The sequence below is a fragment of the Nocardioides sp. CPCC 206347 genome (assembly GCF_048654605.1).
Taxonomy (GTDB): Bacteria; Actinomycetota; Actinomycetes; order Propionibacteriales; family Nocardioidaceae; genus Nocardioides.
Genome location: NZ_JBMCYZ010000001.1, coordinates 1162057 through 1175751, shown reverse-complemented (window position 1 = coordinate 1175751; position 13695 = coordinate 1162057). Strand labels below are relative to the sequence as shown.

Here is a 13695-nt window from a genome sequence, read left to right as displayed (position 1 = left end):
CGCCGGGCGTTGCGGAACGGCCGGATGAGCAGGTCGTTCACGGCGGCGACGAGCGACCGCAGGGAGATCCGCACGTCAGCCCCTGGTCGCGAGGACGGCGGCCACGATGATCAGGATGATCCCGAGGATGCCGAGGATGGGCAGGCCCGTCGTGCGGTGCCCGCGGTGGGCGCCGGCGTCGGCGGCGTTGGCGGCACGCTCGATGGCGGGCATCGGTCCTGTCGCGCGGTGCTTGACGGTCACGTGGTTGGACATCTCTCACTCCTTGGTCCCGAGGTGTTCGAGAGTCCAGACGCGCTGGGCCCCGGAACATCACGCGATTTCCGGAGAAGGTTCCCTGACGCCGGCCGGGACGTGGCTCAGAACGGCTGGACGAGGAGGGCGGTGCCCTCGCCGGCAACGCGGGTGAGCACGATCGTGCCCTCGTTGTCGCCGCTCAGTGCCAGCCGCTTGCGCAGCTGCTCGGGGACGACGTCGACACCGCGCTTCTTGATCGTCAGTCGTCCGATGCCGCGTTCGCGCAGCGCCGCCTTGAGCTGCTTCTCCCGGTAGGGGAGCTCCTCGACGACCCGGTAGCCGCGTGCAAAGGGCGAGCGGAACGCGGAGTCGCCCATCACGTACGCGATCTTCGTGTCCAGCAGGCCACCGTCGACGCCGGCCGCGACGGCGGTGACCAGGCCTGCGCGGATGACCGCGCCGTCGGGTTCGTAGAGGTAGGCGCCGACCGGCCGTACGCCGACGGCCGCCGGGCCGGGGTCGTCCTCGTCGGTCAGGCTGGCGAGTCCGCCGGACCCGATGACGGTCGCGCGGCGGGCCACGGTCGCGGTCCGCCCTGCCCACAGGGCGGCTTCCTTGACCTCGCCCTCGTCACTGACCCATTCGGCCTCGACGCCTTCGGGGATCAGCGTGTGCGGGATGCCGGGGGCGACCTTGACGCAGGCGTCGCGCCGGAGGAGTCCTTCGACCCAGGTCCACGGCGGGGTCCAGTCCTCGACCCGGAAGCTGCGCCCCGCGCCGGTACGACGCGCGGGATCGGCGAAGGCGATGTCGAAGGCCCGGTGGTCGATCTCGGTGGCGTCGGCGACCTGCACCGCTCCGGCCAGGCCAAGGGCAGCAAGGTTCGCTTCGGCGACCGCCACCCGCACCGGGTCGAGGTCCACGCCGGCGCACACGATCCCGGCCCGCGACGCAGCGATCAGGTCGCCACCGATCCCGCAGCCGAGGTCGATCAGGCTGGTCGCCTCGAACGCCGTGTAGCGGCCGGCCCGGTGCTCGGCGACCCGGAGCCGCGTGGACTGTTCCAGCGCGTCCGGCGTGAAGTACATCCGCGGCGCGAGGTCACCGAACTTCGCCACCGCGCGGACGCGCAGGTCCACCTGCGTGAGTGCCGTTGCCGCGCGTTCCGCGGACGTCGTACGACGAAGGGCGGAGCCCGCGGCCAGGGCGCTCGCGCCACTGTCGACGAGCGCGGTCGCCTCCGCGAGGAGGGTCTGGCCGTCGTCGGTCAGCAGCCACCGGAAGGCATCGAGGTCCACCCGGTGATCCTGTCAGGTCGTGACGGACTCCGGAGTCGCGCTGTCGGTGTCCTGGTGCGCGTCCTTGGTCGCATCGCCGTGCCCGGGCCACCAGGCAGCGTGTCCCAGGAGCGAGGTCAGCGCCGGCGTGAAGAACATCGACATGACGAACGCGACGATGAGGATGCCGACCGCGAGCGCGAAGCCCATCGACACGATCAGCGTGTTGCCGCCGAGCATCAGGGACGCGAAGGTGCCGGCCAGGATGACGCCCGCGGCGGCAATCGTCGGCCCCGCGTGCGTCACGGCCTGGGCGGCCGCCTCGTGCGGATCGCGCCCTTCCCGCGCCTCCTCGCGCAGTCGGGCGATCATCAGGATGTTGTAGTCCGTCCCGAGCGCGGTGACGAACAGGTAGATGTAGATCGGCAGCATGAAGATCAGGCCGGACTCCCCACCGATGAACTGGAACGCGATCACGGTGAGGCCGAGGGTCGCTGCGAAGCCGAGGGCGACCGCGGCCATCAGGAACCACGGTGCGACCAGGCTGCGCAGGAGCAGCGCGAGGATCACCATGATGACGAGCGCGGCCACCGGGAAGACCACCTTGTAGTCACGGGCCATCGCTGCCGACATGTCGGCGAAGATGCCGGGCGTACCGCCGACATAGGCCTCGGTCCCCTGGGGAGCGGCCTCGTGGGCAGCGTCGCGGATGGGCCCGCTGACGTTGTCCTGGGCGACGTCGGAGACCGGGTCGTCGGACAGGGTCAGGTAGTACTGGAAGGCGGACTGGTCCGCGGACGGGACCGGACCGGCCACCTCGTCCACGCCCTTGGCCTTGCCGAGGGCCGTCTTGAACGCCTCGAGCTGGTCAGGCGTGACGGTGGTGCCCTTGGCGTCGACGAGGACCGGGACGGGTTCGGCGGCACCGGCGGAGAAGTGCTCCTGGAAGGTCTCCATCGCCTCGGTCGACTCGACGCCGTCCGGCAGGCTCGAGTTGAAGTCGAAGGACGGGTTGAAGCTGAGGGCGAAGATCGCGAGCACCGCCATCGCTCCGCCCGAGACCAGCGCTGTGCGTCCGGGGTGGCGGCCGACGGTGTTGCCGAGCTTGATGAAGGTGCCGTGCTTCGGCTCCTTCTGCCACGACTTCGAGGGCCAGAAGAGCGCCTTGCCGAGCAGCGACACGAGGGCCGGCACCAGGGTCAGCGCCGCGATCAGCGTGACGAACACGGCGATCGCCAGGGCCGGGCCGATCGCCCGGAAGATGCTCAGCGAGCTGAGGATCAGCGCCATGAACGCGACGATCACCGCGCCGCCGGCCGATGCGATGGCCTCGCCGGCCCGGTCGAGGCTGTGGACGACGGAGTCGCGGACAGCGGCGCCCTGGCGCATCCGTTCGCGGTGCCGGAACAGGAAGAACAGGATGTAGTCGGTGCCGACGCCGTACAGGACGACGATCAGGATCTGCTGCACCGACGAGTCGGCCTTGAGGTCGAAGATGTCGTTGGCCCAGGCGATCGCGCCGGTGGCGATCGAGGAGACGAGGCCGACGACCACGATCGGGAGCAGACAGATCAGCACGCTCCGGAAGATCAGGGCGAGCAGGCCGACGATGAGCACGACCGTCGCGATCGCGACGATCAGCAGGGTGGTCTCGCCCGATTCCTGCGAGTCGAGGCCCTGGGGCACCGCGCCCGTCGTACGGATCTCGAGGTCGGTGCCCTTCTCGAGGTCGCCCAGTTCCTTGCGGAGGTCCTTGGCGTCGTCGAAGGCCTGCGGGTCGTACCCGGTGGCGCCGTCGGCGAGCGGGACGATGCCGAACATCACCGTCTCGTCGGCGGACAGGTTGGGCTTGCCCTCCTCGTTCTGGGTGATGACCAGCTGCTGGAAGGTCTTCTTGCCCAGCGTCGGGGCGACCTCCTTCGCGATGTCGGTGGCCGCGGTCTGGTCGGCGGCGGTCAGCTTCGCGCCGTCCTTGCGCTCGATGACGAGGATCGCGCCGGGGGAGAAGGCGTCGGAGAACTTGTCCTCCTGCAGCTTCAGGGCCTGGATCGACTCGTAGTGGTCGGGCAGGAACTCCGAGTTGTCCTGGGTGGACTCGAGGGCGGGTGCCGTGGCGCCGACAATGACGGCGATCAGCACCCACGCGGCGATGACGAACCAACGGAACCGAGTCACGAACCGACCGAGCGCAGCGAACATGCTGGAACGCTATCGGCGCAACGGTGCTGTCGGTCAACCGACTTTGGTAGGGCCGTGCCGGAACTTCGGGCATCTCGACCAGGGGTCGCTCTGGCACTCCCTTGCGGAGAGTGCTAGTTTCGTGGTTGGCACTCTCGGACCGAGTGTGCCAATGCTGACCGGGAAGTCCGCTTCCCGGCTCACGCCCACCGAACCCAAGCAGTCAGCTCAGAAAGTGGAGGTCGACATCGTGTCGGTCAACATCAAGCCCCTCGAGGACCGGATCGTCGTCAAGCCCCTCGAGGCGGAGCAGACCACCGCGTCCGGCCTGGTCATCCCCGACACCGCCAAGGAGAAGCCCCAGGAGGGCGAGGTCCTGGCGATCGGCCCCGGTCGCATCGACGACAACGGCAACCGCGTGCCGCTCGACGTTTCCGTCGGCGACAAGGTCATCTACAGCAAGTACGGCGGCACCGAGGTCAAGTACTCCGGCCAGGAGTACCTCATCCTCTCTGCGCGCGACGTCCTCGCCGTTCTCGCCTGATTCCGTTTCCTCCGTTGAAGGCGCTGCGCTGATTCGCGTGGCGCCTTCAGCACTTCCCAAGGAGTAGCAATGCCCAAGATCCTGGAGTTCAACGAGAACGCCCGGCGTGCGCTCGAGCGCGGCGTCGACGCCCTCGCGAACACCGTCAAGGTGACGCTCGGCCCGAAGGGCCGCTACGTCGTCCTCGACAAGAAGTGGGGCGCGCCGACCATCACCAACGACGGCGTGACCGTCGCGCGTGAGATCGAGCTGGACGACCCGTTCGAGAACCTTGGTGCCCAGCTCACCAAGGAGGTCGCGACCAAGACCAACGACGTCGCCGGTGACGGTACGACGACCGCGACCGTCCTGGCGCAGGCGCTGGTGCACGAGGGCCTGCGCGCCGTCGCCGCCGGTGCGAACCCGATGGGCCTCAAGCGTGGACTCGATGCGGCTGCTGCCGCTGTCGGCGACGCGCTCAAGGACGCCGCTCGCGAGGTCGACGACGAGAAGGACATCGCCTCCGTGGCGACCGTCTCCTCGCGCGACAGCCACATCGGCGACCTGCTCGCCGAGGCGTTCGGCAAGGTCGGCAAGGACGGTGTGATCACCGTCGAGGAGTCCAACACCCCTTCGACCGAGCTCGAGTTCTCCGAGGGCATGCAGTTCGAGAAGGGCTACATCTCGGCCTACTTCGTCACCGACGCGGAGCGCCAGGAAGCCGTCCTCGACGACCCGTACATCCTGATCAACCAGGGCAAGATCTCGGCGATCGCCGACCTCCTGCCGCTGCTGGAGAAGGTCATCCAGGCCGGCAAGCCGCTGTTCATCCTCTGCGAGGACGTCGACGGTGAGGCGCTGTCGACCCTGGTCGTCAACAAGATCCGCGGCACGTTCAACGCGGTTGCCGTCAAGGCGCCTGCGTTCGGCGACCGTCGCAAGTCGATCCTCCAGGACATCGCGGTGCTCACCGGCGCCACGGTCATCTCGCCCGAGGTCGGCCTCAAGCTCGACCAGGTCGGTCTCGACGTGCTGGGCAGCGCCCGCCGCATCGTCGTGACCAAGGACAACACCACGATCGTGGACGGTGCCGGCGACGCCGCTGCCGTCGCGGGTCGCGTCGAGCAGATCAAGAAGGAGATCGAGACCTCCGACTCCGACTGGGACTCCGAGAAGCTGCAGGAGCGCCTGGCCAAGCTCGCCGGCGGCGTCGTGGTCATCAAGGTCGGTGCCCACACCGAGGTCGAGCTCAAGGAGAAGAAGCACCGGATCGAGGACGCCGTCTCCGCGACGCGCGCCGCGATCGAGGAGGGCATCGTGCCCGGCGGTGGTTCGGCCCTGATCCACGCCGTGTCGGTGCTGGACGACGACCTCGGCCTCACCGGTGACGAAGCCACCGGCGTCCGGATCGTCCGCAAGGCCGCCGACGAGCCGCTGCGCTGGATCGCCGAGAACGGCGGCGTCAACGGCTACGTCATCACCAACAAGGTGCGCGAGGGCTTCGCCGAGAACGGTGCGAGCTTCGGCTACAACGCCGCCACCGGCGAGTTCGGCGACCTGGTCGCCCAGGGCGTCATCGACCCGGTCAAGGTGACCCGGTCGGCGCTCGTCAACGCGGTCTCCATCGCGGGCCTCCTGCTCACGACCGAGACGCTGATCGTCGACAAGCCGGTGGACGAGGAGCCCGACGCGGGCGGCCACGGACACGGCCACGGTCACGGCCACTGATCCACGGCCCTGATCGACTGATCAAGCACCGACCCGTCGTACTCCGGTACGGCGGGTCGGTGTCGTTTTCGGGTTGCAGGAATCCCCGCCTCAGCGGGGATTCCTGCGCTTCCTGGCTGTTGCAACGGCCAGGAAGCGCAAGCACAAGTCAGGGAGTACGACCCGCGGGGCGGAAGCGACGGGTGGTACGACGGTCACTCGCGCCCGCGGAGGAAGCTGACCCGCATCGGGCGCAGCTCCGGCGTCATCAGGCCGGCGGCAATGGCTGGATCGGCCTGCATGATCGCCCGAGCGGCGTCCTCGTCCTCGGCGTCGAAGATCGTGATTCCGGTGTTGGTGTCGCCGAAGGTCGGACCAGCGAGGACCAGGGCTCCCTCGGCCAGCTGCTGTTCGAGGTAACCCGCGTGCGCCTGCATGAGCGCGGACTCCTCCTCGGTGATCGTCTCGATGAAGCGGTCCCGCGGGGGATGGAGGAAGTACACCCAGCTCGGCATGGCCCAAGGCTGCCACGGACTGGCTCACTGCAAGAAGGTGTTCGTCGCAACATTGGTGATCGCCTGCTGTCACCTCGGTCCGGCATAGTGAGCACATGTTGTGGCGAGTGCGTGCCGGATTGCCCGATCGACCGGGGGCCCTGGCGGAGCTCGCTGCGGCGTGCGGCCGGGCCGGGGTCAACATCCAGACCGTCCAGGTCTTCCCCGACGAAGGCTCGGTGACGGACGAGCTCGTGCTGCAGGTGCCGGCGGACTGGACCCGTGACCACTTGCTCGACCTCGTTTCCAGTGCCGGCGGGGCCGCGGTCTCCGCGGTGCCGGTGACCACCGCCGCGCTCGAGGACCAGCCGACCCGTTACGTCCAGGCCGTGCGCGCGATCATCGCCCAGCCGGCCACCTTCCCCGACGTGGCGGCCCACCTGTTCGACGCCGACGTCGCGGCCAGTGACGCCTCCGCCGACGTCCTCGAGATGACGGTGGGTGGTTCGGCGACGATCCAGATCCGTCGTACTCCGCCCTTCACGGCGACCGAGCGCGCCCGCGCAGCTGCGCTGGCCGAGCTGGTCGGGGAGGTGCTGGACGCCCAGGCCCCGCCCGCCCCGCACCAGCCCGGTGCGGGCGATCCCGACTACGTCCGGGACGGCTCGGTGGTCTCCGCGCTCGCGGGCGGCAAGGTCGCGGGCCGTGCCGAGGTGACGGTCGGGGAGAGCGCTGACCACCCCTGGCCGGTGGACCTGTGGGTCGATCCGGCCTGGCACCGCCGGGGCGTCGGGACCCGTCTGCTCGCCGAGGTCGCGCGGGTGGCGCGGGCCCAGGGTGCCGAGGAGATCGTGCTCACCGCGCCCTCCGAGACCCGCGCCGTGCTCCCGATGGTGCTGGCTGCGGGTATGCGCGGACGGATCCGCATGGCGGGGGATTCGCTCACCGTGCGGATCGCGATCACCGACCTCCGAGGGTGAGCAGCGCAACACCGCAGTGACTTTGTGAAAGTATTCACAAGGCGGTAGCGTCGACTCCGTGTTGACCCCCGATGTCGTCACCAGCGTCCTTGCCGAATTCACGGCCCATCTCGCCACCGAGGCCGAGCCCGCGGGCCTGCTCCCGGCTCGCCAGCAGATGGCGCTCTCGTTGGGCTGGCACATCATCCTGGCCTGCTTCGGCGTCGCGTTCCCCGCGATGATCTTCGCGATGCACGTGCGCGGCATCCGCCGCAACGACCCGGTCGCTCTGGGCCTTGCCCAGCGCTGGGCGAAGGTCTCCGCGGTGCTGTTCGCCATCGGCGCCGTGTCCGGCACCGTGCTCAGCTTCGAGATGGGCGTGCTCTGGCCCGGCCTGATGGGGACGTACGGCGACGTCCTGGGACTGCCGTTCGCCTTCGAGGGCCTGGCCTTCTTCCTGGAAGCGATCTTCCTCGGCATCTACCTCTACGGCTGGGGCCGGATGCCTCCGAAGCGGCACGTGATGATGGTGCTGCCGATGGCGATCACGGGGATCATCGGCGCCTACTGCGTCCTCGCGGTCAACGCCTGGATGAACGTCCCGACCGGGTTCAAGATGGTCGACGGCGAGGTGACCGACGTCCAGCCCTGGGCGGTGCTGTTCAACCAGCACGCGTTCCTGCAGTTCGCCCACATGTGGGTCGGCGCCTACATGCTCGCCGGGTTCTCGGTTGCCGGCGTGTACGCCGTCGGGATGCTCCGCGGTCGCCGCGACGCCCACCACCGGCTCGGCTTCATGGTGCCCTTCGTGTTCGCGTCGATCGCCGCCGTCACGCAACCGTTCGTCGGCCACGTCCTGGGCTTCGGGCTCGACGACCGGCAGCCGGCCAAGCTGGCCGCGTTCGAACTGGCGGAGACGACCGAGAGTCCCTCACCCCTGCGGCTCGGTGGCGTGCTCGTCGACGGTGAGGTCAAGGGCGCGATCGACATCCCGTACCTCGGCTCGCTGATCGCCATGAACTCCCCGGACAAGCCGGTCCCCGGCCTCGACACCATTCCCGAGGACGAGCACCCACCGGTCAACATGACCCACCTCGCGTTCCAGACCATGGTCGGCATCGGCACCCTGCTCGCCGGAGCCGTCGTGCTGTTCTGGGTCCAGCGACGGCGCGGCAAGGACCTGCTGGAGAAGCGCTGGTTCCTCCGCTTCGCGGCGGTCGCCGGGCCCCTGGCCGTGATCGCCCTGGAGTCCGGGTGGATCGCCACGGAGGTCGGCCGCCAGCCCTGGGTCGTGTACGGCGTCATGCGCACCACCGACGCCGTCGGGGACTACACCGCGAGCCTGTGGTGGCTGCTCGGGACCACGACCGTCGTGTACTCGCTGATGACGTGGGGTGCGGTCGTCGTACTCCGGTCGATGGCGCGACGCTGGCGCGAAGGGGCGATCGACCTGCCGAGCCCCTACGCGCCGGATGTGCGGGCCGAGCGATGAGCATCGAGGTCGCCGTCGCTGCGGCGCTGTTCGTCGGGATCATTGCGTACGCCGTGCTCGGCGGTGCCGACTTCGGGTCCGGCTTCTTCGACCTGACGGCCGGGAGCAGCCGCCGTGGAGCGGAGCTGCGGACGCTGGTCGACCACAGCATCGGGCCGGTGTGGGAGGCCAACCACGTCTGGCTGATCTACGTGCTGGTGATCTGGTGGACGGCGTTCCCCGAGTCGTTCGCGGCGGCGATGTCGACGCTCGTTCTGCCGCTGCTCCTCGCCCTGCTCGGCATCGTGCTGCGGGGAGCGAGCTTCGCGTTCCGCAAGTTCTCCGAGACCCTGGGCCAGGCCCGCCTGTTCGGCGTCATCTTCGCCGCGTCGTCGATCATCACGCCGTTCTTCCTGGGCACGGTCGCGGGCGGCATCGCGTCCGGCCGGGTGCCGCTCGAAGGCACGGGGGACCGCTGGTCCTCGTGGGTCAATCCGACGTCGCTGTTCGGGGGCGTGATCGCTGTCGGCACGTGTGCGTTCCTCGCCGGGACGTTCCTCGTCGCCGATGCGGCGCGGTCCGGCCAGGCCCGGCTGGCCGACGAGCTGCGCATCCGCGCACTGGGTGTCGGCGTGGTGACCGGTGCGGTGGTGTTCGCGGCGCTGGTGCCGATCGACCACGATGCGCCGACGCTCGCGGCCGGCCTCGAGGGCCGGGCGGCACCGCTCGTGGTGCTTGCTGCGCTGGCCGGCCTCGCCACGCTGGTGCTGCTCTGGCGCCGGCGTTATTCCATCGCCCGGCTCGCCGCGGTCGTCGCCGTGGCGTCGGTCGTGTCCGGCTGGGGCGTCGGGCAGTACCCCTGGCTGCTCGTCGACGAGGTGACCATCGTGGACGCGGCAGGAGCGCAGGCGACCCTGCAGGCTCTGCTGGTGGCCGTCGCGGTGGCGGTCGTGGTCGTCGTACCGCCGTTGGCCTATCTGTTCCGGCTCACCCAGTCGGAGGAGTGGACGCGCCCGGACCACTGACGGCACGAGGGCTCGGCGTCCCGTCGAGCCACCTCGCTCCGGCCCGCCACGCCGCGAGGCCGAGGACGACGAGCGACAGGGGCTGGGCGACCAGCATGGTCAGGATGTAGCCGATCCACAGCGTGCCGCTGATGGCGCTGTCCTCGGCGACCGGGACCAGTGCGTCCACCACGAACAGCACGAGCAGCAGGGCCGGGAGGACGCCGACCAGCGCGAGGCGGCGCCGGCCGGCCCGGTGCAGCAGGACGGCGATGCCGACGAGCCACGCCGCGACCAGGTGGTTCGCCATCGGGAGCAGCGCCTGCGTGCCGATCATGTGGGTGCCGAGGTAGGCGGACTCGGCCCAGCCCCGGTCCGTCTCCGCGATGTAGCCGATGGTCCCGTGCGAGGTGTGCCGGATGATCCCGGCGAACAGGTAGCTCGCGCCGGCGATGACCGCCAGGGTCGTCACGGTGAGCAGGCCCAGTCCGAGGTCACCGCGTCGGGCCACCGCCTGGGCGAAGCCCAGCGCGGCCACGATCAGCGCCGTCCCGCACACGACGAGGGCGAAGCCCGCGAGGCCGTAGCGGTACGCCGATTCGTCGAGGAAGCGCAGGCCGTCGGCCGCGTTGTCGGTGTCTCCGCGCGCCGTTCCGGCGAGCTCGATGACCGGGGCCGCCCCGAGCATGACTCCGGCGATCGCCGCCGCAGCGGCAGGCGCCCTGTCCATGCGGCGATTCTCGCAGAGAACAGCGATTCTGGCGCTAGGCGTGGTTACCGAGGCGCCAGCCGCCGATGGGGAGCGCCAGTGCCGTCGCCGGTCCCCACGAGCCGGGCTCGTAGGTCTCGGTCGGCGGCCGCCGGTCGAGCACCGGCTGGAAGATCTCCCAGAGCCGGTCGACCTCCTCGGAGCTGATGAACAGCGTCCGGTCACCGCGCATCACGTCGAGCAGCAACCGCTCGTAGGCCTCCAGCGGGTCGGCGTCGGGGACGTCGCAGACGAGGTCGAGGCGGAACACGCCCTCCACCAGCGCCATGTCCGGGCCCGGTCGCTTGGCACGCACGTCGATCGCGATCCGCGGCTGGTCCGCGAGCTCGATGACCAGCTCGTTCGGCTCCGGCGTGCCGCCGTGGGCGGGCTTGAGCCAGCGGTGTCGCGGGTCGCGGAACCGGACCGTGATCGTGCGCCGGCCGTCGGCCAGTGCCTTGCCGGTGCGCAGGTAGAACGGGACGTCACGCCAGCGGTCGTTGTCGATCCAGAGCTCGGCGGCGACGAAGGTCTCGACGGTGGAGTCGTCGGCGACGTCGGGCTCGTCGCGGTAGCCGTCGTACTGGCCGAAGACGACGCGCTCGGGGTCGATCGGGCGCAGTGCCGAGAAGGTGGCTGCCTTGGCGGCCCGGATCGCCGAGGCACGGAAGGCATGCGGGTCCTCCAGTGCGACGAAGCCGAGGAGCTGGGTGAGGTGGGTGGTCACCATGTCGCGCAGGCACCCGGTGCCCTCGTAGAAGCTCCCGCGGCCCTCGACGGTCAGCTTCTCGGGTACGTCGATCTGGACCGACTCGATCGTGTGCCGGTTCCACGCGGGCTCGAACAACCCGTTCGCGAAGCGCAGCGCGAGGATGTTCTGCACCGCTTCCTTCCCGAGGAAGTGGTCGATGCGGAAGACCTGGTCATCGGCGAAGGCCGAACCCAGCACCGCCTGGAGGTCGCGGGCCGTCGCGAGGTCGGTGCCGAACGGCTTCTCGGCCACCAGGCGCGAGCGGCTGACGAGATCCTCGCGATCGAGCATCCCGACCATTCCCTTGACGGCGCCCGGCGGCACCGAGAGGTAGAACAGGCGTCGTACGTCGCCCAGCAGGCACTGCGCGTCCTCCAGGAGCCGGTCCTCGGCAGTCTCCACGGCGCGCGCCAGCTCGGTGCCGTCATCGGCGGTCGACGCGACGAAGCGGATCCGGTCGAGCAGGGGCTCGGCGATCGCCTCGTCGACCTCGCCGACGAACTCGGCGAGCGCGGCCCGGACGTGTCCGCGGAACTCCTCGTCGGTGCCGGGGGAGCGGCGTCCACTGCCGATCACCGCGAAGTGCGTGGGGAGTCGCCCGGCGGCGGCGAGCCGGTAGAGACCGGGGAACAGTTTGCGGCTCGCGAGATCACCCGTGGCGCCGAACAACACCAGGACGTGCGGGGGCAGGTCAGAGGTCACACCCCCAGAGTGTCGGATCAGTCAAGCCCTGCCCCTAGAATGTGGGAGTGGAGGTCCCCGACAAGTTCGCAGCCCTTGGTCTCACCTACGACGACGTGCTGCTGCTGCCGGGTCATTCCGACCTCGCGCCGGACGACATCGACACGAGTACGCGCCTGACGCGCGACATCATGATCAAGGCGCCGCTCATCAGCGCCGCCATGGACACCGTGACCGAGTCGCGGATGGCGATCGCCATGGCCCGCCAGGGCGGCATCGGCATCCTGCACCGCAACCTCTCCGCCGAGGAGCAGGCCTACCAGGTCGACCTCGTGAAGCGGACCCAGACCGGGATCATCTCCAACCCGGTCACGATCGGGCCCGACGCGACGCTCGAGGACCTCGACCGGATCTGTGGCGAGTACCGCGTCTCCGGCCTCCCGGTCGTCGACACCGACAACCGCCTGCTCGGCATCTGCACCAACCGCGACCTGCGCTTCACGCCCGTTGCGGAGTGGGCGACCACCAAGGTCGACGAAGTGATGACGCCGATGCCGCTGATCACCGGCCCGGTCGGCATCAGCCGTGACGACGCCACCCTGCTGCTGCGCCAGCACAAGCGCGAGCGCCTTCCCCTCGTCGACGAGCAGGGTCGCCTCGGCGGCCTGATCACGGTCAAGGACTTCGTGAAGTCCGAGCAGTTCCCCCTCGCGTCCAAGGACGCCAGCGGCCGCCTCCTCGTCGGCGCGGCCATCGGCTACTTCGGCGACGCGTGGGAGCGGGCCACCAGCCTGATCGATGCGGGCGTCGACGTACTCGTTGCCGACACGGCGCACGGCCACGTCACCCTGCTGCTCGACATGGTCCGTCGTCTCAAGACCGACCCGGCCACCCGGCACGTCCAGGTCATCGGCGGCAACGTCGCGACCCGCGAGGGCGCCCAGGCGTTCGTCGACGCCGGCGCGGACGCGGTCAAGGTCGGCTTCGGCCCGGGCTCGATCTGTACGACGCGCGTGGTCACCGGCTGTGGTGTCCCGCAGGTCACCGCGGTCTACGAGGCCGCTCTGGCCGCCCACCCGGCCGGCGTCCCGGTGATCGCCGACGGTGGCCTGCAGCAGTCCGGCGACATCGCGAAGGCGATCGTGGCCGGTGCCGAGTCCGTGATGATCGGCTCCATGCTCGCCGGTTGCGAGGAGTCGCCCGGCGACGTCGTCTTCCACCTGGGCAAGCAGTACAAGGCGTACCGCGGCATGGGTTCGCTCGGTGCGATGTCCTCGCGCGGCAAGAAGTCGTACTCGAAGGACCGGTACTTCCAGGCCGAGGTCACCAGCGACGACAAGATCGTCCCCGAGGGCGTCGAGGGCCAGGTCGCCTACAAGGGCCCGGTCTCCGGTGTCGCCCACCAGCTGATCGGTGGCCTCTCGCAGTCGATGTTCTACGTCGGCGCGCGCACCGTTCCCGAGCTCCAGGAGAAGGGCCGGTTCATCCGGATCACCTCCGCCTCCCTCAAGGAGAGCCACCCCCACGACGTCGAGATGACGATCGAGGCGCCGAACTACCACCGGAGCTGAGCCTCTCGGATCTCCCTCCCCTTCGGCCGTCCTGAGCGTTTCGCCGCCGGGTTTGAAGGTCATTCCGTACGGGGTAGGACTGACCACCGGTCGA

At 69.7% G+C, this 13695-nt stretch carries 12 protein-coding genes; 6 read left to right on the top strand and 6 right to left on the bottom strand.

Annotated elements, in window-relative coordinates; genetic code table 11:
* Nucleotides 1-75: 75 nt before the first annotated feature.
* The 3 genes from ACOACQ_RS05600 to ACOACQ_RS05590 form a co-directional block, all read right to left on the bottom strand.
* Nucleotides 76-255: a hypothetical protein gene (locus tag ACOACQ_RS05600; RefSeq protein ID WP_420287798.1), complete on the bottom strand. Its 180-nt coding sequence runs from the start codon at nt 253-255 to the stop codon at nt 76-78.
* Between the two features lie 104 nt (nt 256-359).
* Nucleotides 360-1535 (bottom strand): THUMP-like domain-containing protein, encoded by a 1176-nt coding sequence (locus ACOACQ_RS05595; RefSeq protein WP_420287797.1) that lies wholly within the window; start codon nt 1533-1535, stop codon nt 360-362.
* Nucleotides 1536-1547: 12 nt separating this feature from the next.
* The gene (locus tag ACOACQ_RS05590) at nt 1548-3713 is read right to left on the bottom strand and encodes an MMPL family transporter (RefSeq protein WP_378602654.1); all 2166 of its coding nucleotides are present in this window, start codon (nt 3711-3713) and stop codon (nt 1548-1550) included.
* 229 nt (nt 3714-3942) lie between these two features.
* Between ACOACQ_RS05590 and groES the strand changes: the two genes are divergently transcribed.
* Nucleotides 3943-4236 carry a co-chaperone GroES gene (groES, locus tag ACOACQ_RS05585; protein ID WP_378602688.1) on the top strand — a complete coding sequence of 98 codons (294 nt, stop codon included), beginning with the start codon at nt 3943-3945 and terminating at the stop codon, nt 4234-4236.
* A 69-nt stretch (nt 4237-4305) separates the two neighbouring features.
* The gene (gene groL / locus ACOACQ_RS05580; protein ID WP_420287796.1) at nt 4306-5943 is read left to right on the top strand and encodes a chaperonin GroEL; all 1638 of its coding nucleotides are present in this window, start codon (nt 4306-4308) and stop codon (nt 5941-5943) included.
* 194 nt (nt 5944-6137) lie between these two features.
* Here the strand turns inward: groL and ACOACQ_RS05575 are convergent, their stop codons facing one another.
* Nucleotides 6138-6437 (bottom strand): YciI family protein, encoded by a 300-nt coding sequence (locus tag ACOACQ_RS05575; RefSeq protein ID WP_378602657.1) that lies wholly within the window; start codon nt 6435-6437, stop codon nt 6138-6140.
* Between the two features lie 95 nt (nt 6438-6532).
* Here ACOACQ_RS05575 and ACOACQ_RS05570 point away from each other — a divergent pair, with 95 nt between their 5' ends.
* From ACOACQ_RS05570 to ACOACQ_RS05560, 3 genes are read left to right on the top strand one after another with little or no spacing between them, the layout of a single operon-like run.
* A complete protein-coding gene (locus ACOACQ_RS05570; protein ID WP_378602659.1) occupies nt 6533-7396 on the top strand; it encodes a GNAT family N-acetyltransferase in 864 nt (287 codons plus the stop codon).
* A 58-nt stretch (nt 7397-7454) separates the two neighbouring features.
* Complete coding sequence (locus ACOACQ_RS05565) at nt 7455-8867, top strand: cytochrome ubiquinol oxidase subunit I (RefSeq protein ID WP_420287795.1); 1413 nt, start codon at nt 7455-7457, stop codon at nt 8865-8867.
* Entirely contained in the window at nt 8864-9871 is a 1008-nt protein-coding gene (locus ACOACQ_RS05560; RefSeq protein WP_420287794.1) for a cytochrome d ubiquinol oxidase subunit II, read from the top strand. Before ACOACQ_RS05565 ends, ACOACQ_RS05560 begins: the two co-directional genes overlap by 4 nt.
* Here the strand turns inward: ACOACQ_RS05560 and ACOACQ_RS05555 are convergent.
* Both ACOACQ_RS05555 and zwf read right to left on the bottom strand, forming a co-directional pair.
* Nucleotides 9834-10580, bottom strand: coding sequence for a hypothetical protein (locus tag ACOACQ_RS05555; RefSeq protein ID WP_378602665.1), 747 nt, complete (start codon nt 10578-10580; stop codon nt 9834-9836). The two genes, ACOACQ_RS05560 and ACOACQ_RS05555, sit on opposite strands and share 38 nt — an antisense overlap.
* Nucleotides 10581-10614: 34 nt before the next feature.
* A complete protein-coding gene (gene zwf, locus ACOACQ_RS05550) occupies nt 10615-12051 on the bottom strand; it encodes a glucose-6-phosphate dehydrogenase (protein WP_420287793.1) in 1437 nt (478 codons plus the stop codon).
* A 47-nt stretch (nt 12052-12098) separates the two neighbouring features.
* Here zwf and guaB point away from each other — a divergent pair, with 47 nt between their 5' ends.
* Nucleotides 12099-13601, top strand: a complete 1503-nt coding sequence (gene guaB, locus ACOACQ_RS05545; protein WP_378602671.1) for an IMP dehydrogenase — start codon at nt 12099-12101, stop codon at nt 13599-13601.
* Nucleotides 13602-13695 lie beyond the last annotated feature (94 nt).

Bases quoted from the DNA above. Each gene is read 5' to 3' on its own strand.
- ACOACQ_RS05600 (WP_420287798.1), bottom strand. From the start codon at position 255: ATGTCCAACCACGTGACCGTCAAGCACCGCGCGACAGGACCGATGCCC.
- ACOACQ_RS05590 (WP_378602654.1), bottom strand. From the start codon at position 3,713: ATGTTCGCTGCGCTCGGTCGGTTCGTGACTCGGTTCCGTTGGTTCGTC.
- groL (WP_420287796.1), top strand. From the start codon at position 4,306: ATGCCCAAGATCCTGGAGTTCAACGAGAACGCCCGGCGTGCGCTCGAG.
- ACOACQ_RS05575 (WP_378602657.1), bottom strand. From the start codon at position 6,437: ATGCCGAGCTGGGTGTACTTCCTCCATCCCCCGCGGGACCGCTTCATC.
- ACOACQ_RS05570 (WP_378602659.1), top strand. From the start codon at position 6,533: ATGTTGTGGCGAGTGCGTGCCGGATTGCCCGATCGACCGGGGGCCCTG.
- ACOACQ_RS05560 (WP_420287794.1), top strand. From the start codon at position 8,864: ATGAGCATCGAGGTCGCCGTCGCTGCGGCGCTGTTCGTCGGGATCATT.
- ACOACQ_RS05555 (WP_378602665.1), bottom strand. From the start codon at position 10,580: ATGGACAGGGCGCCTGCCGCTGCGGCGGCGATCGCCGGAGTCATGCTC.